The 23349-nt window shown below is 59.8% G+C and carries 22 protein-coding genes and 1 pseudogene; 19 read left to right on the plus strand and 4 right to left on the minus strand.

The genetic code is table 11. From position 1 onward, the window contains the following. Positions 1 to 221 precede the first annotated feature (221 nt). Positions 222 to 2774, plus strand: a complete 2553-nt coding sequence (locus JI721_RS07260) for a PAS domain S-box protein (RefSeq protein ID WP_274457356.1) — start codon at positions 222 to 224, stop codon at positions 2772 to 2774. Positions 2775 to 2797: 23 nt separating this feature from the next. Here the strand turns inward: JI721_RS07260 and JI721_RS07265 are convergent, their stop codons facing one another. Both JI721_RS07265 and JI721_RS07270 read right to left on the minus strand, forming a co-directional pair. Beyond that, positions 2798 to 2959, minus strand: coding sequence for a hypothetical protein (locus JI721_RS07265; protein WP_274457357.1), 162 nt, complete (start codon positions 2957 to 2959; stop codon positions 2798 to 2800). Positions 2960 to 3053: 94 nt separating this feature from the next. Next, positions 3054 to 4700 (minus strand): putative polysaccharide biosynthesis protein, encoded by a 1647-nt coding sequence (locus JI721_RS07270; protein ID WP_274457358.1) that lies wholly within the window; start codon positions 4698 to 4700, stop codon positions 3054 to 3056. Between the two features lie 268 nt (positions 4701 to 4968). On the opposite strand from JI721_RS07270, the gene JI721_RS07275 reads away from it, so the two are divergent. From JI721_RS07275 to rsmI, 8 genes and pseudogenes are all read left to right on the plus strand, one after another. Beyond that, positions 4969 to 5181 (plus strand): sigma factor G inhibitor Gin, encoded by a 213-nt coding sequence (locus tag JI721_RS07275; protein ID WP_274457359.1) that lies wholly within the window; start codon positions 4969 to 4971, stop codon positions 5179 to 5181. Between the two features lie 140 nt (positions 5182 to 5321). Further along, positions 5322 to 6938, plus strand: coding sequence for an aminotransferase class I/II-fold pyridoxal phosphate-dependent enzyme (locus JI721_RS07280; protein WP_274457360.1), 1617 nt, complete (start codon positions 5322 to 5324; stop codon positions 6936 to 6938). Further along, complete coding sequence (gene tmk / locus JI721_RS07285) at positions 6914 to 7540, plus strand: dTMP kinase (RefSeq protein ID WP_407654082.1); 627 nt, start codon at positions 6914 to 6916, stop codon at positions 7538 to 7540. Before JI721_RS07280 ends, tmk begins: the two co-directional genes overlap by 25 nt. A gap of 37 nt (positions 7541 to 7577) precedes the next feature. After that, positions 7578 to 7907 (plus strand): cyclic-di-AMP receptor, encoded by a 330-nt coding sequence (locus tag JI721_RS07290; RefSeq protein ID WP_274457361.1) that lies wholly within the window; start codon positions 7578 to 7580, stop codon positions 7905 to 7907. 11 nt (positions 7908 to 7918) lie between these two features. Further along, a complete protein-coding gene (locus tag JI721_RS07295) occupies positions 7919 to 8860 on the plus strand; it encodes a DNA polymerase III subunit (protein WP_274457362.1) in 942 nt (313 codons plus the stop codon). Next, positions 8853 to 9491 (plus strand): annotated as a pseudogene (locus JI721_RS07300) (PSP1 domain-containing protein); the annotation flags it as partial. The gene JI721_RS07295 and the pseudogene JI721_RS07300, both read left to right, overlap by 8 nt. Positions 9492 to 9512: 21 nt before the next feature. After that, the gene (locus JI721_RS07305) at positions 9513 to 9818 is read left to right on the plus strand and encodes an initiation-control protein YabA (RefSeq protein WP_274457363.1); all 306 of its coding nucleotides are present in this window, start codon (positions 9513 to 9515) and stop codon (positions 9816 to 9818) included. Between the two features lie 74 nt (positions 9819 to 9892). Continuing rightward, positions 9893 to 10789 (plus strand): 16S rRNA (cytidine(1402)-2'-O)-methyltransferase, encoded by an 897-nt coding sequence (gene rsmI / locus JI721_RS07310; protein ID WP_274457364.1) that lies wholly within the window; start codon positions 9893 to 9895, stop codon positions 10787 to 10789. Between the two features lie 160 nt (positions 10790 to 10949). Here the strand turns inward: rsmI and JI721_RS07315 are convergent, their stop codons facing one another. Beyond that, entirely contained in the window at positions 10950 to 11189 is a 240-nt protein-coding gene (locus JI721_RS07315) for an AbrB/MazE/SpoVT family DNA-binding domain-containing protein (protein ID WP_021294663.1), read from the minus strand. A 672-nt stretch (positions 11190 to 11861) separates the two neighbouring features. Between JI721_RS07315 and metG the strand changes: the two genes are divergently transcribed. The 5 genes from metG (at position 11862) to JI721_RS07340 (ending at position 16969) form a co-directional block, all read left to right on the plus strand. Beyond that, complete coding sequence (metG, locus tag JI721_RS07320; RefSeq protein ID WP_274457365.1) at positions 11862 to 13925, plus strand: methionine--tRNA ligase; 2064 nt, start codon at positions 11862 to 11864, stop codon at positions 13923 to 13925. After that, complete coding sequence (locus tag JI721_RS07325; protein WP_274457366.1) at positions 13925 to 14713, plus strand: TatD family hydrolase; 789 nt, start codon at positions 13925 to 13927, stop codon at positions 14711 to 14713. The genes metG and JI721_RS07325 overlap by 1 nt, the downstream gene beginning before the upstream one ends. Then, positions 14697 to 15443 (plus strand): ribonuclease M5, encoded by a 747-nt coding sequence (locus tag JI721_RS07330; RefSeq protein WP_274457367.1) that lies wholly within the window; start codon positions 14697 to 14699, stop codon positions 15441 to 15443. Before JI721_RS07325 ends, JI721_RS07330 begins: the two co-directional genes overlap by 17 nt. After that, entirely contained in the window at positions 15413 to 16291 is an 879-nt protein-coding gene (rsmA, locus tag JI721_RS07335) for a 16S rRNA (adenine(1518)-N(6)/adenine(1519)-N(6))-dimethyltransferase RsmA (protein ID WP_274457368.1), read from the plus strand. Before JI721_RS07330 ends, rsmA begins: the two co-directional genes overlap by 31 nt. Before the next feature lie 201 nt (positions 16292 to 16492). After that, positions 16493 to 16969: a ribonuclease H-like YkuK family protein gene (locus JI721_RS07340; protein WP_274457369.1), complete on the plus strand. Its 477-nt coding sequence runs from the start codon at positions 16493 to 16495 to the stop codon at positions 16967 to 16969. Here JI721_RS07340 and JI721_RS07345 read toward each other — a convergent pair. Beyond that, a complete protein-coding gene (locus tag JI721_RS07345) occupies positions 16954 to 17754 on the minus strand; it encodes a glycosyltransferase family 2 protein (protein ID WP_274457370.1) in 801 nt (266 codons plus the stop codon). The two genes, JI721_RS07340 and JI721_RS07345, sit on opposite strands and share 16 nt — an antisense overlap. Positions 17755 to 17862: 108 nt before the next feature. On the opposite strand from JI721_RS07345, the gene yabG reads away from it, so the two are divergent. The 5 genes from yabG (at position 17863) to cphA (ending at position 23241) form a co-directional block, all read left to right on the plus strand. Then, positions 17863 to 18726, plus strand: a complete 864-nt coding sequence (gene yabG / locus JI721_RS07350; RefSeq protein WP_274457371.1) for a sporulation peptidase YabG — start codon at positions 17863 to 17865, stop codon at positions 18724 to 18726. Between the two features lie 121 nt (positions 18727 to 18847). Beyond that, positions 18848 to 19126 (plus strand): biofilm formation stimulator Veg, encoded by a 279-nt coding sequence (veg, locus tag JI721_RS07355; protein WP_274457372.1) that lies wholly within the window; start codon positions 18848 to 18850, stop codon positions 19124 to 19126. A 184-nt stretch (positions 19127 to 19310) separates the two neighbouring features. Next, the gene (locus JI721_RS07360) at positions 19311 to 19505 is read left to right on the plus strand and encodes a small, acid-soluble spore protein, alpha/beta type (RefSeq protein WP_274457373.1); all 195 of its coding nucleotides are present in this window, start codon (positions 19311 to 19313) and stop codon (positions 19503 to 19505) included. 248 nt (positions 19506 to 19753) lie between these two features. After that, entirely contained in the window at positions 19754 to 20596 is an 843-nt protein-coding gene (locus JI721_RS07365; protein WP_274457374.1) for a cyanophycinase, read from the plus strand. Continuing rightward, positions 20593 to 23241 carry a cyanophycin synthetase gene (cphA, locus tag JI721_RS07370; protein WP_274457375.1) on the plus strand — a complete coding sequence of 883 codons (2649 nt, stop codon included), beginning with the start codon at positions 20593 to 20595 and terminating at the stop codon, positions 23239 to 23241. Before JI721_RS07365 ends, cphA begins: the two co-directional genes overlap by 4 nt. The last annotated feature ends 108 nt before the right edge of the window (positions 23242 to 23349 follow it).

A 23349-nucleotide genomic window follows, 5' to 3' on the forward strand; every position in this document is an offset into this window, starting at 1 on the left:
CCAGAACTTGAACTGAGGCCATGCTTTCTTTATGATGATGGGTAGTCACGGGCCAGGTGAAACTGTATTCGACAGTGGTGAGCCAGATATGAGCCGAACGAGAGGCAAAAACAGCCGTCTTGTTCGGCATTTCTGTACAAACTCGACCCGTTTAGAACTGAATCAACCAGGCCTGACACAGAGAGAGTGGTAATATTTGTCGTGAAAGTCAGGTGCACAACGTGTCTGTTCGCAGAGATGATCTGAAACATATATCGGACAGCGGCATTTATCAGTCGTTTTTCGAGCACCATCCGGACGCCGTGTTTGTGTCCGATTTAGACGGGAACTACATCGACGCGAACCCAGCCTGCGTGAGGGTATTTGGCTATTCTCGCGACGAGTTTTTGCGCATGTCGTTTGAGCAGATGGTCGCTCCCGAACACCTCCAATCCTGGCGTTCGAAGATTGTCAAACAATGGCACGGGGGCCAATCCACGCGCTTTGAGACCGTCATGGTGCGCAAGGACGGCCAGCGTGTCGAACTCGATATTTCGAATACACCGATTGTCGTGGACGGGACCCCCATTGGCGTGTTTGGCATTGCCAAGGACGTCACAACGCAGCGCGATATGGAGAGAATGCTAAGGGAGCGAAGTGAGCGTTACGAGTCGTTGAAGAAATACAACCCCAACGGGATTTGCTCGTTTCGAACCGATGGTTCGGTGATTGGTGCCAACCCAGCGTTCGAAATGATGACGGGGTACACGCTGGACGAACTTCGGCAGATGGACGTGATTGGCGCACTCCTTGATCCAGCGGACAGGTCGCTCCGGACCACATTCAAATCTCCGTTCGCTGAAAATGTGGAGTGCACCATCCGGCACAAGGACGGACATCCGGTCGATGTCAGGCTGACCAATGTGCCCATCATCATTGATGGCGAGCTGATTGGGCTGTACAGCATTCTGGAGGACATCACCGAACAGAAGAAAATGCAGGACGAGCTCCTGCAGATTCATCAATTATTTCAGTTGATATCCGAAAACTCCCAGGATGTCATCTCCGTCTCGACACCAGAGGGCATTTGCAGCTATGTCTCACCATCCGTGCAAGTCCTTGGGTATCATCCATCGGAATTGATTGGGAAGCCGCTGGTGGACTTGTTTCATGCGGAGGATGTCAATTACTTCAAGGACATTCGCGATCGGATGCTCCAAGGGGAAGACTTCTTTCGGTTTACGAGCCGGATACTCCTGAAGAGCGGCAATTATCTCTGGTATGAGACAACCCTTCGAATCATTCGCAATGAACAAGGGGAGGTGTCTCAGCTGGTGGGGGTCGGCAGGGACATTTCCGAGCAAATGACTTTACAGGAGTCTCTGGAGAATGCCGTGCGAATCGCTCGACTGGGTCACTGGGAGCGGGATCTGACAACCGGAGTCATCCAGTATTCCGACCAGGCGTATCGCAACCTAGGCCTGGACCCCGCACGTGACACCATTACCTTCGACAAGTTCAAATCCCTTATTCACCCGGAAGATAAGGAATGGTTCGAACGCAGCGTACAGGCGGCCGTCGACACCGGCGCACCGTTGGACCGCGTGTACAGGGCCATTCGCGCGGACGGCACGATGGGCTTCTTCCACGTTCGGTGTGAGGTGATGTTCGATGACGCGGGGGTTCCGGTCCGGCTGTTCGGTGCGACGCAGGACATCACGGACTTGAAGACGCTCGAGCTTCAACTGCACGAAAGCGAGCAGCGCTACAAAAAACTGGTGGAAAATTCTCTGGACGGCATCGGTGTGATGGAGAACGGAAAGTGGGTGTACATGAACACCGCCGGATTGAAGATGTTCGGCGCAGCGTGCATGGAGGATTTGCGTGGGAGAGACCCTGAGGACTTGCTGCATCCGGACCACCGGGCAGCGGCTCGGCTGCGCGCGCAGGCCATCCTGCGTGGAGAGCCTGTCGGTTTTGTCGAAATGCGGTTTTTTAGACTGGACGGACAGGTGTTTCATGCGGAAGTCATGGGAATGCCCTTTGGGGACCACGGTATTCAGGTCATCATTCGGGACATCACGCGGTTGAAACGGATGGACGAACTGCTTTTGCAAGCGGAAAAACTGTCCGCTGTGGGGCAATTGGCAGCCGGTGTTGCGCACGAAATTCGAAACCCGCTCACCTCCTTAAAGGGCTTCACGCAGATTTTGCACGAAAAGGCCGAGTATCCAGAGCGCCAATACTTCGACATCATGATGGCCGAGCTGGACCGTATCGATTCCATCCTCGGCGAGATGCTGCTGTTGGCGAAGCCCCAGGAGGTTCACTTTCAACCGTGGGACGTTGTGCCGATTGTGCAGGAAGTGGTCGCACTGCTGCTGACGCAGGCCGTGATCAAAAACATTTCTGTGCAGACGGACTTTCCTGCCGCTTTGCCGTTTGTCGATTGTGACAAAAGCCAATTGAAACAGGTGTTTTTGAACGTCATTAAAAACGCCATGGAAGCCATGCCGCAAGGAGGGACCGTCCGCGTGAGCGGACAGGTGTCAGCAGGAGACGTGTGCATTGACGTGATGGACCAAGGAGAAGGCATTCCGGCTGACCGTCTGCCCAAACTCGGAGAACCCTTTTTTACTACAAAGGAAAAAGGCACGGGTCTGGGGTTAATGGTCAGTCATCGAATCCTTGCGGCTCACCGCGGCACGATGCGCTTTACAAGTGAGCCTGGAAAAGGCACAACGGTCCGTATTTGTCTGCCAGCGTCGAGGACCGGGTCGCAGCACCTCGCCTGACGATGCGGGATTGCGGCCCGCGCCTACGTATGCAGATGAAGGTCCAAACAGTCTGCGCACACCACGGTCGCAACCGGCTCGGCATCCAGCTCGATGCGGTCCTGGTCGGACAATTCGGGGGCGTCCAAATCAATTTCCCATGAATCTCCACAGTATGGGCACGTGGCTTGTTTCATGGCACTCATACAATCACTCCCATTGATTGAGTCGCCTGCGTGATGCGCTATTTGCAAGCCTGCGCTTCTTTACGCGGGAATATTCACAGGCACTGTGAACGGGTCAGCTCGCCGCCTGCCCCTGCAGGCGGCTGGCCAGTCTGGACAGGCGCCCGCCGACCCACGGCAGTCGGTGCAGCTCATCCGCCGTCACAGCGTGCATCCAAATCGTGGACAAGATATACACGATGCCGCCAATGAGGAGGGAGAGGAGGATTTGCGTCAGCGCGACGAGCCGGTCATCCATGCCGTACAAAAGGTGTGCGGCGTCATAGGACAGCCAGCTGACGACGCCCAGGCTGGCGCACAGCGGAATCGAGGCGAGGATGAGCGGCATCGCAAGACGCCAGACAGAAAAGCGGACCTTTCCATATTTGCGGACAGCCAGGATGTTCAGCGTGGAAGAAAACAAGTATCCAATCACCGTTGCGAGCGCGGCGCCAAGAATGTGCCAATGGGGGATGAGCGCGATATTCAAAACCAGTTTTACGAACACCCCGATAAACATGTTGCGCACCGGCCGGTACATCTTGCCCAGCCCTTGCAGCATGTAGGTCGAAATCAACTCCAGGCTGCTGAAAATCCCCATGAATGACACACTCGAAATAATCAAGGACCCCTGTGTGCTGTGAAACAGCAAGATGTCCACAGGACGACCGAGGATGAGAAAGCTGGCAGCAATGGGGATGCTCATGAAAAACATGGACCGAATCGTGCCCGTCACATTGGATTGAATGGTTCGTTGGTCTTTGAGCGCGGTTGCGCGGGAAATGGACGGCAGCACAGAAGCGCCGATGGCCATCGCAAAGGCGAGCGGCAGCTGAATCAGCTGGAACGCCTGCCGAGACAGGATGCCGTAGTCGGCGGTGGCCTTGCTGAGGCTCATGCCCGTACTCATCAGCAGGTTCTGTACTGTGACAGAGTCCACAATTCCGGAGATGGGAACCACGAGTGCGCCGAGGCTCACGGGCAGGCCAATTCGGTATAAAATGCGCAGGATTTCCCGGTTGGACAGCGCAGACGAGCGGCGGCCTGATTTTGCCCGCACCTCGCGCAGGAGCGGAACAACCGCGATGGTCAGGAGAATCATGCCGGCGGCGGCACCGACAAACGCACCAAAGGTTGCGGCGGCGGCGCCTTGCGCAATACTTCCGTGCATGACGCGGACCACGAGAAACGCGCCGGCCACGATGGCCACCACGCGAAACAATTGCTCGACCGCCTGTGACCAACCAGACGGCTCAAGTCGTTGGAACCCCTGAAGGAAGCCGCGCATGCCGCTCATGGTGGGCACGATGAGGACTGCGGGCGCCAGCGCGCGGATGGAACTGACCAGGTAGGCCGATGCGCCGCCAGGGTCACGCAGCGCGACGAGCGCACTGTACCACGGGGCGCCAAACCACATGAGCAGCGACAGGACAACCGCGAACACCCACAGCATGCGCGATGTGACCCGGTAGATTTGTGCGACCTCGGCGTAATTTTTGAGCGCCAGGCGCTCCGAAATGATTTTTCCCATCGCTGTCGGAAAGCCGGAGGTCGCGAGGGTTAACAGAATCGCGTACAGCGCGTACGCGTTTGAGTAAATGCCCAATCCGGCTGGTCCAATGAGCGCAGTCAGCGGGACAATATAGAGGATGCCCAGCACCTTGGCGATCCCGACGCTGATCACCATCACAGAAGCGCCACGCGCTAGGCTTGAACTGCGCACATAACCCCCTCCTATCCCACCAAAGCAAAAGCATTATAGCACACGCCTCCCCGATCTTCGCTGTCAACGAACGTCGGACATTCGTCCGCGCATACCGTGTAGGAGTTTCCGCGCAGCGGCATCATCTGTTCCCGGGCGTTCTTTCAAGCTTGTCAATCTTCCGCACGTCGTGAGGTATAACCGCTATGTTCCTGCGGCATACTGATTGCTAGAAGAGGTTGTCCTCTGCATCGTGATCGACCGATCAGCTAGGTGGGTGGATTGAATCATGAATCATCAAGCGCACGTTGGCGGGGAATCCGTTTCATTGAACAGTGCTTGCATCGTGTGCAAGCAGGAAAAAGCAGCTGGTATCCGGATATGCGGGGTGTTTCTGTGTGCGGATTGTGAGCGGGCAATTGTCTCGACGGACGTGGAGGACGCGCGTTATCCGTACTATATTGAATGCATGAAGCAGATCTGGCTGGCGGCGATTTCCTGACAGGGCAGGCAGCCGTGCGGTGCAAGGCTTGTCGAAGCAGGTCCTGCGTCCTGCGGGGAGAAGACGGGGCTCAACCCTGTGTTTTGGCGGGGGCGGGCCCCGTTTTGTATGATGGAGAAAAACCGCGAAGGAGTTTCCTTGTGCAAGGTGCAGCAGTTGACCTTCAACCGATGGGGCCCGGTGATTGGCCCATGGAAGAGACGCCTGTTCTCGCGGCACTGGTCAAGCACGCCTCGATGTCGCGTTTTCCCCTGCATGTCCCAGGACACCAGCAAGGACGCATGCTTCCCCGCCAACTCCTGCACTGGCTGGGTTCCGCGGCGCGGCTCGATTTGACGGAGCTGCCGGGTCTCGATAACTTTCATCATCCGGAGGGGTGCATGGAAGTGTCGCAGCAATTGACGGCCGGACACTACGGGTCGGACGCCTGTTTTTTCAGCGTGAACGGGTCTACGGCGGGCGTGGTGGCCGCGATTGCGGGCGTCGTGCAGCCGGGGGGCCGGGTCCTGTTTCTCAATCCATTTCATCAAAGTGCGTGGAACGGGCTCGTGTTCGCAGGGGCACAGCCGGTGCTGCCGCTCGCCTTCTTTGGCCGGCGGGACATCCGCTTTGTGCCGGAGGCCTGGCAGGTCGAGCAGGTGATGCAGCACATCACGGACGTGGATGCCGTCTATCTCACCTCGCCGACGTATCGGGGCCAGGCGGCACCGGTCGCAGCGATCGCCAGGGTGGTGCACCAGCGGGGGCTGCCCTTGATTGTGGATGAAGCCCACGGCGCGCACTTCGGCCTGCATCCCGCGTTTCCCCAGCACAGTGTGGCTGCGGGTGCGGACGTTGTCATTCAAAGTGTCCACAAGACGCTTCCGGGCCTCACGCAGACCGCGTGGGTCCACTGCACAGGCCCGCGGGTCGATCGCGATCGTGTTGCGACGTTCCTGCGGCAAATGCATACCACGAGTCCTTCGTACCTGCTCCTGGCCTCCTTGGATGTGGCGCAGGCCTGGCTGCGGTTTGCCGGTCCCGGCGCTGCCCGCCGCGCGATGGAAATCCTGGCGCCGGTGGAGGAAGTACGTGCATCGATGGAAATCCTGGCGCTGGCGGGGGACGCGGCGTCTGTGCCTGAGGCGCCGTCTGTGAGCGGCGAGGGCCCATGGCGTGACCCGCTCCGGCACTGGGTGCCAACCAGCAGCCTTCGCGAAAGCCGCCGCCTGCAGGGCATGTTGGCTGAACAGGGGTTGTTTGTCGAATACGGCGACTGGGATGGGGTGTTGAGCCTGTTTGGGTTTGGCGTGACCCCGGAGGTGGTCGACCGCTACTTGGGCGTTCTGGAAGCGTGGCGCCGTTCGGCACCGGACGCGGATTCAATGGCGGCACCACCGACGGGTCCCGCTTCGGCGCCGGACCCGTTGCGGGGGGCACCAGCGGCAGGGGCGTCCGAAGCGGCGCGGGGGGTCGTGGACTTCGTGGTGTCGCCGCGCGACGCCGCATTCGCAGGTCGGGTGTGGGTCCCCATTGAGCAGTCGCAGGGCCGCATCGCGGCACTGCCCGTGACGCCGTACCCGCCCGGTGTGCCGGTGGTCTGGCCGGGGCAGCGCATCGACCGCCGCACCCTCGACGAACTTCGGCGGCTCTGGCCGGGTGCGCGGGAGGAAGCCGTCGAGGCAGCCGTGGATGTGCACGGTGTACGCCCGGATGGTACGATAGCGGTGATAGAGACAGGGAGGACATCACCGTGTTCATCACGTTTGAAGGCATAGACGGTGCCGGGAAGAGTACGCAAATTCGGCGGCTGCAGCGCCGGTTGGAGGCGAGCGGCCTGCAGGTCGTGTGCACGCGCGAACCGGGCGGCACCATCATTGGCGACGAAGTGCGGCGCCTGTTGCTCGATGCTGGGTCAAAGACCATGGCGCACGAGACAGAGGTGCTGTTGTACGCAGCCTCCCGTGCCCAGTTGCTGCACGAGGTCATCCGGCCAGCGCTGGCGAGCGGGCAGGTCGTGCTGTGCGACCGCTACGTGGACGCCAGCATCGCTTATCAAGGGGCGGGGCTTGGCGTCGGGATCGACATTGTAGCACGCATCAACGCGTTCGCGACGCGCGGGCTCAGGCCAAACTGCACGTTCCTGTTTGATTTGCCCGTGCCCGAGAGCCGGCAGCGGGTGCAAAAATCGCGGGGAGAAGTGCGGCCTGACCGCATCGAACAGCGAGACGACGCATACTTTCATTGCGTACGGGACGCGTTCCTGCGCATCGCCGAGAACGAACCGGAGCGCGTCGTCGTGCTGGATGCAACGCAGCCGCCCGACGTTCTGGAGCAGGAGATCTGGCGTCAGATCACGAAATTAACAGGCATATCATAATCTGCATCAACTTCACCAGGGAAAGGGGAGTCACCCGATGAAGCTGATCTTGGCCGTCGTCCAGGACAAGGACAGTCCACGCCTTGCGCAAAACCTCGTGAAGCAGGGGATTCGCGCCACCAAGTTGGCCAGTACAGGTGGGTTTTTGCACGCTGGAAACACGACATTCATGATTGGTACGCAGGATGAACAAGTTGAGCAAGTGCTGGAGTTGATTAAAACGAGCTGCCGGGCACGGGACCAGGTGGTGACGCCGATGTCTCCGATGGGCAGCCAGCTGGAGTCTTACGTGCCGTATCCGGTGACCGTGCAGGTCGGCGGGGCAACCGTGTTCGTGCTGGATATCGCCCAATTCGCGCAGTTTTAAAGGTGGTTTCTGTGAAAAAACTCGCTTCTTATCAGAACTGGCCCGTGCACAGCGTGGGTCTGGAAGACCTCTACCAGCGGTTGAACCAGGGTACGGTGCCGCATGCGATGTTGTTGTTGGGGCATCCGGGTGCGGCTCGAGAAATATCGAAATATTTGGCGAAGTTGTTGCTGTGTACCGCAGATGAAGTGCCTTGCGGCCGGTGTGCGGCGTGCCTGGCGGTCGAACAAGGAAACCACCCGGATGTTCATGTGGTGGACGGCCTGCAGAGCGGCAGTGTGAAAACCGCAGAGATAGAGTCCCTGCAAGGCCAATTGTCGCTGCGAGCGCACGGGGGCGGGCGCTTGGTTTACGTGATTTACGGCATCGATACGGCGACACCCGCCGCTGCAAACCGGCTGCTGAAGACGCTGGAGGAGCCCAATTCTCCCGTTGTCGCACTGCTGACGGCCGTGCATGCCAGGCGGGTGCTCCCGACGATTTTGTCCCGGTGTTCGCAATACGCGCTGCAGTCCGAGAAACTGTGGGAAGACCCAGATTCCCCTGGTTTGGAGGGACTTGGACAGGCGGACGGCGAGGAAACGTTTGCGGCTCAAGTGACCCCGATGATACAATGGACAGAGACTTGTTTGTCTCGAAAGGTACCGGCAGTGCGGCTGGCGGACCAGTTCATGAAGGCCGCCGGGTCGATACCGCTTGGCGACGCGTTGCATTTTCTGTCATTGTGGTTACGTGACATCATTTATGTCCAGACGGGACAGTTGGAACATATACGGTTTGAGGCGTTTCAAAGGGAACTGCACAAACATGCGCAACTGGCTTCGACTGCGCAACTCGCTGCGATGATTGAACGGGTTCTTGACGCGAAGTTGCGGGTGCAGTCGCACGCAGCGCCGCTCTTGAACTTGGAGCAGATGTGCATCCGAGTGCAAAGGGGGTTGGCGAATGTATAACGTGGTAGGAGTACGATTCAAGCCTGCCGGAAAGGTGTACTATTTCGATCCGGGAGATGCCCTCATCGATGTCCATGACCGCGTCATTGTGGAAACGACGCGCGGTGTGGAGTACGGAGAGGTCGTCGTCGGCAGGCGCACGGTGGACGAAAAGGACGTCGTGCTGCCGTTGAAGCAAATCATGCGGGTCGCGACGCCGAAGGATGCGGAAACGGTGGAGGAAAACCGTCGGCGCGCCCGCGAGTCGATGCAGGTTTTTCGCGAGAAAGTCCAGGCGCATAACCTGGAAATGAAGCTGGTCGACGCGGAGTACACGTTTGACCGCAACAAACTGATTTTCTACTTTACGGCGGAAGGCCGCGTGGATTTTCGAGAATTGGTGAAGGACCTGGCCTCCGTGTTTCGCGTTCGGATTGAACTCCGGCAGATTGGCGTTCGCGACGAAGCGAAAATTTTGGGCGGCATTGGTCCGTGCGGCCGCTTATTGTGCTGCAGTACGTGGATGGGCGAGTTTGATCCGGTCTCGATTCGCATGGCGAAAGACCAGAGCCTGTCTCTGAACCCCACGAAAATCTCGGGTTTGTGCGGCAGATTGATGTGCTGCTTAAAGTTTGAGAATGACACCTATCAGGAACAGGGTGTTGTCTTATAAATGGACAAACAGTCGCTGTTCGTACAAGTTGCGAATCTGGAAGAGCGGATCGGCGAACTCTACGTTGAATTGGGTACACTCAAGGACAAAATCATTGCCTTGATTGAGGAAAATCAGCGGCTGGAACAGGAATTGGAACGTTATCGGACGGGCGCGGCGCTGCCGCCCGACGGCGAACTCACGAGTTCGGGCAAGGACAACCTGATGCGTATTTATCAGGAGGGATTCCATATTTGCAACGTGAAGTACGGCAGCTTGCGGACGGACGGAGAATGTCTGTTTTGCCTGGGCTTCCTCCGCAAATAACGCGGAACTGCCGGAACGCGCGCCGAAACCGTGCGCGTTCCTCAGACTGGTTGGGATGCGAGGTCTTCTCCGACATGCCGGAAATTCAACACAGCTTTCAACAAACCGGGGCGTGCTTGTACTTGTGCAGCACGCCCATTGGCAATTTGCAGGACGTGTCGCTGCGGCTGCTGGAGGTCCTGCGCACGGCAGACATCGTGGCTGCGGAAGACACACGGCATTCGCGCAAACTGTTCACCCATTTTGACATTCATGTCCGGACACTGGTCAGTTATCACCAGCACAACCGGCGTTCGCGCGCTGAAGATTTTGTTCGGTGGTGGCAGGAGGGCAAGTCCATCGCCCTGCTGACGGATGCGGGTACGCCAGGCATTTCCGATCCCGGCGATGACGCGGTGACCCTCGCGATTGCCCACAACGTGCCGGTCATCCCCGTCCCGGGCGCCAGTGCCGTCCTCGCGGCACTGGTGGCGAGCGGACTGCCGTCCCTGCCGTTTACGTTTGCTGGGTTTCTGCCGCGGGACAAGCGGGAGGCCGAGCGGTATGTGCAGACATTGGCTGGTGTGCCGGGATCGATTGTGTTTTACGAAGCACCGCACCGGCTCCCGGCGACGCTGGCGTTGCTGGACGCGTCCTTCCCGGCCCGCGCGGGCGTTGTGGCCAAGGAGCTGACCAAGCAGCACGAGACGTTCATTCGCGGGTCCCTTTCGGAGTTGGCGGCCTATGCCAGGGCGGAGCAGCCGCGGGGGGAGTACGTCATTATCGTAGGACCCAAGTCTCCGGAGGACGCCGCTGCTGACCTGGAAGATGGTGTACGACAGGCGCAGCGCCGGATGGAAGCAGCCGTCGCAAAGGTGCGGGCAGCGATGAAGGACGGCCGCTCACACCGGGAAGCCGTCAAACAAACTGCTGCGGAACTGGGGGTCCGGCGGGCCGAATTGTACCGGTTGACACTCGACGAGATGGAGTAAGCGTACGGGTGTTTTTTCAGTCCTCTTCTGCGAAGCGGGGGAAGCGCACGCCGGGCGCCGATATTCGCTTTTCAGACCAAACCAGGGCTGCTCCAATCCACATCCAAAATGTGGCTGGAACAGCCCCAGTTCTTTGACTGCCTTTGAAACAAGCCCTAAATCAGGAACTCATTTCTGCGATACAAGACGGGCAGATGTTCTTACCCTTGAAGTGAATGATTTCATCTGCCTGCCCACAGAAGATACAAGCCGGTTCATACTTTTTGAGGATGATGCGGTCGCCGTCAACGTAGATTTCCAATGCGTCCTTTTCCCCAATGCCCAGTGTCCGTCGCAATTCAATCGGAATCACGACCCGTCCAAGTTCGTCGACCTTACGCACAATACCAGTAGATTTCATGTCGGCGCCTCCTTTGGGTTTACCATTTGATTACATATCTGGAGTTCTCGTTTTCTCTTGCTGCAGATTTGACTTGGTTCGCTGGATGTCAAGGGACTGACTTTCAGCACTGTAAAAACTTGAATTGATTCTACTATACATCTTCTCAATAATTTTGCAAGTTTGACCAGAGCAGGGATGAGGCAATGGGTACGCAGGTACGGCTGCATTTGGGCACGCAGACTCTCGAACTCAGCACCGAATCGAGGCGTTTTTATCGACGCGCCCGGCCTCGGTCGGGTATCGTTGACTTCGTATTGGGGAATTGGTATATTATTTCAAACGTTGTGCTTCAAATGGACCTGTGAAGGAATGGTACCTGGAAGGTACTCGGCAGCGAATCGGGGACGGTGGAAGCCCGGTGAGGAGACCCAGGGAGTATGGTTCCGGAGGTTTTCACGCTGAAACTCCGCTGCAGCGCGTCGGCTTCGCTGCCGCGTGCCGGAGGGGTAGGCGCGAACGGTGTTCCCGTTATCGAACGACCGGTCAGGCCGCCCGCGAGTGGTGAAGCGAAGGCGTCCAGGCCGCTGAGGCGTGCTTGGTTTTCTCCATGCACGTGAAGTTGGGTGGTACCGCGATGAACACTCGCCCCAATCCGTTGGGGCGGGTTTTTCTATTGAGGAGGCTGGCGAGATGACGAATGGGACGACACCACGAACAACAAAGCCGAAGTTCTACCTGACCACGCCAATTTACTATCCGAACGACAAACTGCACATTGGTCACTCCTACACGACCGTGGCGGCGGACGCGCTGGCGCGCTATAAGCGGCTGCGGGGATACGATGTGATGTTCCTGACGGGGACCGATGAGCACGGACAGAAAATCCAGACGCGTGCCAGTGAGGCCGGCATGGACACCAAGGCGTTCCTGGACGGCATCATTGACTGGATCCGCGACTTGTGGGACCGCCTGGACGTTTCCTACGACGATTTCATCCGGACCACCGAGGACCGGCATAAGCGGGTGGTCGAGGCCATCTTCGAGCAGCTCATTGACCAAGGGGATATTTACCTGGGCAACTACGAAGGCTGGTACTGTACGCCCTGTGAGTCGTTCTGGCTGGAGCGGGATTTGGTGGACGGGAAGTGCCCGGACTGCGGCCGGGAAGTCAAGTACGAACGGGAAGAAAGCTACTTCTTCCGGATGAGCAAGTATGTGGACCGGCTGCTCCAGTACTATGAGGAAAACCCACAGTTCATCCAGCCCGAGTCGCGAAAGAACGAGATGATCAACAACTTCATCAAGCCCGGACTGCAGGACCTGTGCGTGTCCCGGACTTCATTCGACTGGGGGATTCACGTCAAGCGCGATCCGAAGCATGTGATTTACGTGTGGCTGGACGCGCTGACGAATTACATTACAGCGATTGGCTACGGCTCGGACGACCCGAAAATGCGCGAGAAGTTCGAGCGTTACTGGCCGGCAGACGTGCACTTCGTTGGCAAGGAAATCGTTCGCTTCCACGTCATCTACTGGCCCATCATTCTGATGGCGCTCGGCCTGCCGCTGCCTAAGCAGGTGTACGGCCACGGCTTCCTCTTAATGAAGGACGGGAAGATGAGCAAGTCGAAGGGCAATGTGATCGACCCGAAACTGTTGATTGAACGCTATGGCAGCGACGCGATTCGGTACTTCCTGCTGCGGGAGATTCCCTTCGGGCAGGACGGCGTCTTTACGCCGGAGGCGATGGTGCAGCGGCTGAACTTCGACCTGGCCAACGACCTCGGCAACCTGGTGCACCGGACGGCGGCGATGCTGAACCGCTTCTGCGGCGGCGTGGTTACCAAACCGGCCTCCTTGGAAGCCGTCGACCAGGCGCTGTTCGATCTCGGCACAGAGACGGTCGCCGAGACAGAGCGGCAAATGGACGCGATGCAGTTCTCACTGGCGCTCGGGGCCATCTGGAAGCTGGTCGGACAGGCCAACAAATATATCGACGAGACGGCGCCGTGGGCCTTGAACAAGGCGGGCAGCAAGGAACGGCTCGATGCGGTCATGTACACGCTGACAGACACCATCCGCAGAATTGCAGTGCTGATTCAGCCGTTCCTGCCGAACGCGGCGGTTCGTGTGTTCGAGCAGTACGGCTTGACGGAGCGGGAGACCGCCTGGGACCGCCTGGCGGAGACCGGCGTGATTCCTTCCGGCACCAAGGTAGCGGAGGGGACACCGCTGTTCCCGCGCCTTGACGTCCATGAGGAAATTGCCACACTGGAGGCTTTGACGAACGCGGCCAACGCGGCAGGCGCGCGTCCCGCCGGTGAAACGTCCACGGCCAAATCCATGCAGGGGGAGAACAACGTGCAAACGGATGTAAAAGACACGACACAGAACCAACCGGCCGGTGACACGGCACCCGCTGGCAAGCCGCAGATTGGCATCGACACGTTCGGGCAGGTGGAACTCAAAGTCGGGCAGATTCTGCTGGCCGAACGCGTGGAAGGGGCTGACAAACTGCTGCGGCTGGAAGTCGATCTCGGCAGCGAACAGCGGCAGATTGTCTCTGGTATCGCGAAATACTTTGACCCGCCGTCCACGCTGGTGGGCCGGAAAGTCGTTGTGGTCACGAATTTGAAGCCTGTGAAATTGCGCGGTGTACAATCCAACGGCATGATTCTGGCGGCCTCCGAAGGCGACCAGCTGTCGCTGGTCACCGTGTCGGATGAGATGCCCAATGGCGCGGTGGTCAAATAATGCTGTTTGACTCACACAGCCACCTCAACGACGACCAGTTCGCCGAGGACCTGCAGGAGGTTGTGGCGCGGGCGCGGGAGGCAGGCGTGCGGCGGGTTGTGGTGCCTGGCGTGGACGCGGCGTCCTCACGGCGCGCCGTCCTGCTTGCCGAGCAAATCGACGAGGTGTATGCGGCGGTGGGCATTCACCCCGAAGCGGCGCTCAACGTGCCGGCTCGCGATTTCGAGGAGGTCGAGCGGCTCGCGGCGCATCCGAAGGTGGTCGCAATCGGGGAAATTGGCCTCGACTACTACTGGGATGCGGCGCCGCGGCCGCAGCAGCGCGAGGTGGCCGCCCGACAGATGGCCATTGCGGCGCGGTGTGGTCTGCCGGTCGTGATCCACACGCGTGATGCGATGGCGGACACGCTGGCGCTGCTCCAATCGGAGTGCAGAGGCCGCGTTCGGGGCGTGATGCACTGTTTCACGGGTACGCTGGAGGATGCCAAAACCGCGATGAATCTAGGGTTTTTCATTTCCTTCGGCGGGCCGGTGACGTTCAAAAACGCGCCGGACGTGCGCGAGGTGGCCGCGCGCATCCCGGACGAGTGGCTGTTGGCTGAAACGGACGCACCCTACCTGTCGCCGGCTCCCTTTCGGGGCAAGCGAAACGAACCTGCGCGCGTGCGGCTGGTGGTCGAGAAGCTGGCGGAAGTCCGCGGGCAAACCGTGGCTGCGGTGGAACACGCGACGTACGAAAACGGGCATCGCTTGTTTCAGAAGGTACAAAAGGGTGAAGCGGGTGACTGAGCAGCCTGGCCGCAACCCGATGAGCGCGCGTGCAGCCTCCGAGCGTCCGCCGCGCTCGCCCGGCGCACGAGAGCGGCCCGTTGTGCCCGAGATTGTCGTGGTCGAAGGGCTGCACGACCGGCAGGCGGTGGAGCGGGCTGTGACGGCCGATGTGTGGGTCCTCGGGGGCGATCGCATTGCTCGCAAGACCTTGTCGGAGCTGCGCCGGGCAGCACACAGGCGAGGGGTCATTGTCTTCACCGACCCCGATGGTGCGGGGGAGCGCATCCGGCGCCGGGTGGATGAGGCGGTGCCCGGATGCCGGCACGCGTTTCTGCCGCGATCGGCAGCTGTGAGTGCGCGCGGCATCGGCGTGGAGCACGCTGCACCCGAGGACATTGCGCGGGCCCTGCTGCACGCGAGGGGGAAGACGGACGGCGCTGCGCCTCGGCCGCCTGCGCGGGGAGACGAGGCCCCCGCTGCGCCGACAGGGGGGGACGCCATGACCCAGACAGACGCGCCGGCAGCGGCGTTTGGCGGGACGTTTTCGATGGCCGATCTCGAGCAAGCTGGCTTGGTTGGCGAGGCCAACGCCGCGGCCCGCAGGCAGGCTGTGGGCGATTATCTGGGCATTGGGACAGGCAACGCCAAGGCGTTTGTGCGCAAGTTGAACGCATTGTCCGTGACCCGCACGGAGTGGGAGGAGGCTGTCAAGCAGGTATGTCCTTTGTCTCGGAAACCGACCGACTGACCACTCCGCGGATTCTCCGCGATTTGATGACGCGCCACGGCTTTACGCTGAAGAAACAGCTGGGGCAGAACTTCCTGATTGACCCGTATGTGCTCGACGCCATTGTGGCTGCGAGCGGCGTGGGCGGCCAGTCGGGGGTGCTGGAAATCGGCCCCGGTGCAGGCGTTGTCACACGCGAATTGGCCGCCCGCGCGAAGCGCGTCCTTGCGGTGGAGAAGGACCGCGCCCTCGAGCCTGTGCTGGCGGAGACGCTGGCGCCCTTCCCGAACGCGACCGTGCAGTTCGCCGACTTCCTGCAAACGGATGTGCGCGCGTTGTGGCGCTCCTTTGAAGGGTGTGACGCGGTCTCGGTGGTGGCGAATTTACCCTACTACATCACCACGCCGATTTTGTTTCACTTGCTCGATGCCGGCGTGAACTGGCAGCGCATCGTCGTGATGGTGCAAAAGGAAGTCGCCGACCGGCTGAGTGCGCGCCCAGGCGGCAAGGAGTACGGCGCGCTCAGCGTCGCGGTCCAGTATCACGCGGCCGTGCAGACGGTCCTGCGGGTGCCGAACACTGCGTTTTTACCGCCGCCTGGGGTGGACTCCGCGGTGGTTCGGATGGACCGCAGGGATCCGCCGGCCGTGGTCGTCCAGAACGAGCGGCTGTTCTTTCAGGTGGTGCGTGCTGCGTTCGCCACGCGGCGGAAAACGCTGCAAAACGCGCTGACCAGCGGCCTCGGGCGGCCGAAGGAAGACATCCAGGCGGTGTTGGCTGCCGCCGGGATCGACGGACAGCGCCGGGGAGAGACGCTCGATGTCCGGGAATTTGGCTGCATCGCGGACGTTCTCAACACCCTTTCGTAAAAGCGCGCAAGAACGAGGCTGTCTGCAGGCTGAAGATTGTGCGCTTTTCTTTCCGTTTTTCAGCCGAGTGTCATATACTGTAGCCAAGCGGTTCGTATGCAAGCCGTGGTTTGCACTTCGAAGCGGCGCCCTGCGCCAAGGCGGACGCCGCAGCGTCTCGCTCCAAACGGGTCACAGAACTGCATCGAAGGGGGCACGTGGATGTTTGCGTTTCGGAGCCCGACCCATGGCTGGATGACACTCGAGCAAGTGGCTGATGCGTTGTTGACCGAAGTCCGCGCCCATCCCCATGACCAGTATCGTCTGATGATTGGCACAGATTCTCAGCCGAAACAATCCGGCGTCACCTTCGTCTCAGCTGTCATTCTGCACCGCGTGGGCAAAGGTGCACAGTACTTCATCCACAGGGAAGACCAGAAGCATCGATTCTCACTCCGGCAACGCATGTTTACCGAGGCAGCGTACAGCCTGCAGTTCTGTGGACTGCTCTCCGAGCAGCTGCACGCGCACGGAGCGGACTGGAACCTGGAGGTTCACCTCGACATTGGCGAGAAGGGCGCCACCAAGCAAATGGTTCGGGAAATCGTCAGCTGGATCACGGCGAGCGGTTACGAAGCCCGCATCAAGCCGGAGTCGTACGGCGCATCCAAGGTGGCGGACCGCTACACCAAATCCTGAATCGACAGAACCGATTGCCAGCGTTCGAGCACATCGATTCGTCTTGCAGAATGGTAGCCATCCATGATGGCGCCTTGCCATGCCCGCGAGGGGCGAGTCCCCAGCAGGATGGCCGTTCCCTCCAGTGCGTCCCCCAAGAGTGTTTCTGCCATCTTTTTGGCGTGCGTCTCGTCGCGCGCGGGGTTTCCGACGAGCCGGCCGTCAAACGACCGATCGACGCCAAAGCCTTGTCCGCCGATGGCACGGAGCGCGTACGCCGTGAAGCGGCCGGGGTGGTGCAGCCACCCAGGAGAAATGAACTGAAACAGACGGCAGTCGACCCACAGCGGCAAGCGTGCCGGCTGAAAGTCCGCAATCTGCGGTGCGGTTTTGCGGAGTGCGTGGTACCACAGGCGCTGGTCGATGCGCACGGGAGCGCCGCCAATGCCCTGGACCCACGTGCGCTGGCTGGCAGCGTTTGTGAGAAAGTGCGCCAGCTGCGGCCCAAATCCCCCGCGCCAATCCCCATCGACGAACAACAACGCGGACAGCTCCTTCAGGCGGCGCAGGGCGTGGTACGCGCCGAGGGCGCGCGGTACGTCCGGCCCAAGCGGGTCAGCGACCTCCACCAGCAAAAACGCTGTGAAGAGGGGCGTGCCCACCTCCTTGGCAACCCGCGCCGTGTCATCGCTGCATCCGTTTGCCACCACCACACACGTCCGAACCCCGGAACGGTACACCTGACGGAGTACCGTGGGCAGGGCTTCTGCTTCGTTGCGCGCGGGGATGATGGCACACGTCTCCACTTCAAGTTCGCCTCCCAAAGCGGGCACATGCCGAATCGCCGGGACATATGCTGATGAGGATTCACGCCACCCACGGCTTCGGATCACGTTCGAAGGAGGGGAGCAGCCTTGTGGAAATCCGGCGACTTGGTCACCCGGAAGTCGTACGGCAAAGACGTTTGCTTTGTCATCGTGGAAGTCGATGCCGCCACCGAAACAGCCATTCTCAAAGGGATTGATGTGCGGCTCATGGCCGACGCGCCGTACGATGATCTCGCCGCGGTCACCGAAGAAGAACGAAAAGAGTTCGAAGCGCACCGCCATCGCGTCGAATCAGAGTGTTTACGGCTCATCACGAGCCGGCGTTCCATGGAGCGGGAGAAGCGGTCGCTGCGCAAGGAAACGCGGTTCCAGTCCAATCCCGACTTTTTTGAGCGGCCCGGCAGGGTGCTGCACCTGGACGGCGACGGCACCTACCTGGAAAAGTGTTTGACCACCTACCGGGAGCTCGGGATTCGCGCAGTGGGCAAGCATGTACCGGAAGCGCAGATGCCAGAAGCGGTGACTGGGCTTCTTCAACAATATGAGCCTGACATCTTAATCATTACGGGGCACGACGGTGTCATTCGAAAAGGGAAAAGCTGGGCGGATATCGGAAACTACAGGAATTCGGGAAACTTCGTCAAAGCCGTGATGAACGCGCGCAAACACGAGCGGAATATGGATGACCTTGTGATTATCGCGGGGGCCTGTCAGTCACACTTTGAAGCGATTTTGGATGCGGGCGCGAATTTCGCGAGTTCTCCCCAGCGCATCATGATTCATGCGCTCGATCCGGTGTTTATCGCTGAAAAAATCGCCTTTACGCCGGTCAACGAGACCATTAATGTGTACGATGTGGTCCGCTCAACGTACACCGGGACGGACGGCATCGGCGGTCTCGAGTCACGCGGAAAATATCGGTTGGGTTTGCCGAAATCGCTTTATGAGTGAACGACCGAATTTCGTACGATACCCATTGACAAGGAAAAACATACGTTGCTATAATAATGGTCCCTTGATTGACACCACCCCCTTTCTATGGTATGATGGCCATGGAAAGAGGTGGTGTGTGTTGGCGAGAAATGCGCTCCACGATATTAAAAAAAGCTTGGACACTTTGATTGGCGAACGGGTACTTCTGAGGGCAAACGGAGGGCGAAGAAAGACGATTGAGCGCTTCGGTGTGCTCGAGGAAACGTACCCTTCTGTGTTTGTCGTGAAACTTGATCCGCCTGACGGGTCATTTAAACGGGTGTCGTACAGTTACGCTGACGTTTTGACCGAAACGGTTGAGCTGGAAATCTGCAAAGACGGCGAAAATGTACGTCTCCGTTATACGCAAGTGCAATAATCTGTTGATTCGAACAGGCGTTGTCAACAGGGCGGTTTCCATCCCTTGGACGGGGTGGAACCGCCCTGTTTTCGTATACTGAGGGTCCGGCTGCAAACACTAGGATGGGTCACCCAAACCCAATCGGGAGACGGTCTTGTGTTTCCGAGGCCGGGACCCGTTTCGCCAAAGGAGGCGTGATGCAATGGGACGTCGTGGAGGAACCATGTCAGATGAACTGAAATACGAACTGGCAAAGGAACTCGGCTTCTACGACACGGTGCAGCGCGAGGGGTGGGGTGCCATCACCACCCGGGATGCGGGCAACCTTGTGAAGCGTGCGATTGAAATTGCAGAACAATCCTTGGCTGAACGAGGCACTCTGGACGAGGGCAGGTAACTTGCGCAGCTTGTGCGTACAGAACGGGTGACCGGAGGGGCTGTCCCGTGTGCAGCTGGGCTGCAGCGGGGCAGCCCTGTTTCTTCCGGCTGCATCGGCCGGAAAACACCGCCAAGGTGAATAGGATGACCCACCGTGGATACGCTAGAATTTGTATTTTTTTGATGCCGCCAGTGTGAGTCGTCCAATCGGATGCTGGCCGCTGGCCATTCCAAACCTTGTTCGGAACGCGTTAAGGAGGGACTGCTTTGCAGAAGCAGCCTGGGCCGCTGGTCATCATCGGCGGTGCCGAGGACAAACAGGGAGAGTGCAGAATCCTGCGGGAGTTCTTGCGGTTGGGCGGAGGGTCACACGCGCGGGTGTTGGTGATGACCGTTGCCACGGAACTGCCGATTGAGGTCGGGATGGAGTACATTGATGTCTTCAAACGCCTGGGCGCACAAGATGTGCGAACCTTTGACGTCTCCAACCGCGACGCGGCAAACCGAAGCAGTGCGGTCGAGTATATTCGCGACGCCACTTGCATCTTTTTCACGGGAGGCGATCAACTCCGCATCACGAAACTGCTCGGGGGAACGCGCGTCGACGCTGCCTTGCATGACGCCCTGGCCAACGGCGTTGTGCTGGGGGGGACCAGCGCAGGGGCTTCCATGATGTCGAGCACGATGATTGTGGAAGGAGACGCAGAGACCAATCCGCGTATCTGCGTGGTGGACATGGCGCCGGGCATGGAGTTTGTCGACGGCGTTGTCATCGATCAGCACTTTGCGCAGCGCGGGAGGCTGGGGAGACTGTTGTCCGCCGTCGCCCAGTACCCTCATCACCTCGGGCTTGGGATTGACGAAAATACCGCCGTCATCATGGAGGGAAGAACATTTCGTGTCGTTGGACAAGGGGCGGTCAGTGTGGTCGATGCGGGGGCGCTTACGTACACCAACATCGACAGCGTTCATGACGACGAATCCCTGGCTTTGTGCGGCGTCCAGCTGCACATTCTGCCAGACGGTTTTGGTTTTCATTTAACGAGCCGCCAGCCGATTACCAATTGGGAAGAATGGAATGAAAAAGGCGGCAAGGAGCTGACAAAATGAAGATCTTGTGGGCACGTCACATCGATGGGCCAAACGTTTATATTTATAAGCCTATCCTGGTTGCCCGTATCGATCTTGGACGATTTACAGAACGGGAAAGCTGCGAATTTCAGGGGTTCTCCGACCGGCTGCTGCGACTCCTGCCAGGGCTGCGTGAACACCACTGTGCGAAGGGCGCGCCTGGCGGGTTTGTTGAACGGCTGTACGGAGGAACGTACTTTGGACATATTGTGGAACACGTTGCCATCGAACTGGCCTGCTGTCTGGGCCTGGACGTTCACTATGGAAAAACCCTGTATGCTGGCGGCATGGGCCAGTACGACATCGTCATGGAGTGCAAGGCGTTTGAGTGCCAGCGTCTGCTGCTCGATGAAGCCATTCAACTGGTTCAGGCGATGGTGGATGGACAGACGTGGAACCTCGAACAGACGCTTGCGCGAGCGCAGCGGCTCCTCCGGGAAACGGGGCTGGGTCCCAGCACGCAGGCCATCGTGGACGCAGCCGTCCGGCGCGGCATTCCGGTGCGGCGCATCGGAACCGGCAGTCTCATTCAACTGGGGTATGGGTGTGCGCGTAAATTGGTGGAAGCGACGGTGACTGAGCAGACGTCCGCGGTGGCGGTGGATATTGCCTGCGACAAGCAGATGACGAAGCAGCTGCTGCGGGATGCAGCCTTGCCGGTGCCAGCGGGCGGTACTGCCAGCAGTCTGGAGGAGGCGCTGAAGCTGTTTGAGCGGCTCGGTGCGCCGGTGGTCGTCAAACCGCAAAACGGAAACCAGGGACGTGGTGTAAGCCTCAACCTGAACACCCCAGAGGAACTGCGGGACGCATTCGACATCGCGAGAGAATATGCGGACCACGTCATTGTGGAACAGTACGTTGAAGGTCGAAACTTCCGGCTGCTCGTCGTCGGCGGCCGTTTTGTCGCAGCCAGTGAGCGCATTCCCGCTCGTGTCGTCGGTGATGGTACGCAGACGGTTCGGTCCCTGGTCGAACAGGCCAACCGGGACCCGCGCCGCGGCGACGACCACGAACTGCCGTTAAGCAAGATTGTGCTGGACTCGGTCGCACGCAATCACTTGCGCCGGCAGGGGCGCACGCTGGACGATGTGCCGGCTGTCGGAGAAAGCGTGTGGCTGCGCGACAGCGCCAACCTGTCGACGGGCGGGGAAGCGGTCGATATGACGGACGACCTGCATGCGTCGTACCGCCGGCTGGCCGAGCGGGTGGCGAAGGTGATTGGGCTTGATGTGTGCGGCATCGACCTCATCATCGGCGACCCGCAGGTTCCCAGTGACGAAACAACCTGCTTTGTCATCGAGGTCAACGCGTGTCCGGGCATTCGCATGCATGAACACCCCTCGTACGGCACGGCGCGCAGAGCTGGAGAAGCCATTGTCAGCAGCCTGTTTCCGACGGGGCAAGGGCGGATCCCGATTATCTCCATCACCGGGACCAACGGCAAGACAACGACGACGCGGCTCATCGGCCACGGCATTGGACAGAGTGGCAAGACGGTTGGGATGACGACGACGGGCGGGATTTTCATCGGCGGCGAATGTGTCTCGACCGGCGACACCACGGGGCCCGACAGCGCGCGCGTGGTGCTGTCCGACCCGAGCGTGGAGGTGGCCGTTCTGGAAACGGCGCGCGGCGGCATCGTTCGCGGCGGGCTGGCGTATGACAAGGCGAATGTGGCCGTCATGACCAATATCGCCATGGATCACATCGGCCAGGATGGGGTCGACACGATTGAGGATTTGATGCACATCAAATCCTTGGTCGCGGAGTGCGTGGCCGACGACGGGACCGTGGTGCTCAACGCGGATGACGAGCGGCTGGTCGCTTTGTCGAAGCGCCTTAACGCCAACATTGTCTTCTGCTCCATGACCGATGACAACCCGGTGCTGATGCGGCACCTGGCACGCGGCGGCGTCGGTTACTATGTGTCCCGCGGCTGGCTGGTGGAGGCGAGAGGGCACCTGACCTGGGAAATCTCGCCGATTTCCGAAATTCCGTTGACGCTGGGCGGCATCGCGCAGTTTCAGGTCGAAAACTGCCTGGCGGCAGTGGCGGCCATGCGCGCATACGGCCTGACGCGCCAGCAGATTGCCCATGCGCTGGCCACCTTCTCGCCGCTTGCGGACAACCCCGGGCGCTGCGTGTTGTACCGCATGCCTGGCGGCGGCCACGTCATGCTCGACTATGGGCACAACCCGGACGGCTTTGTGAAAATCGGACGGTGGCTGAAGCGGGTGCCGCACCGGCGGTTGATTGGGGTCGTCGGTGTGCCGGGGGACCGGGCCGACGCCGTGATCCGGCAAAGTGCTTCCTGTCTCGCAGAGGTGTTTGACGCGTTTGTGGTCAAGGAAGACGTCGACAAGCGCGGCCGCCGCGAGGGCGAGGTCGCCGCGATTTTGGCCTCGCAGATTGCGAAGAAGTGCCCCGAAAAGCCCTGCGCGATTGTGCTGTCCGAAGGGGAGGCGCTGGCCCGCGCGATTCAGGACATGGGGCAGGACGACATTGTCGCGGTCTTCTACGAGAAACTGTCCGTCGTCCAGCAGACGGTGGAAGGCCTGGGCGGTCAGCCGGTGGCGGACTTTCAGCCGCTCGCGGCAGGCCATCCGATGGCCATTTCGCTGTAGCGTGTGCCGTGCCAGGCGGATGGGCGGTCCGCCGGATCGTGATGACGGCGCGGGCTGCATCAATGAATCGAAGGAAGGGCGGAAACCCCCGGTATCGAACGATGCCGG

Source organism: Alicyclobacillus cycloheptanicus, assembly GCF_028751525.1.
Taxonomy (GTDB): Bacteria; Bacillota; Bacilli; order Alicyclobacillales; family Alicyclobacillaceae; genus Alicyclobacillus_L; species Alicyclobacillus_L cycloheptanicus.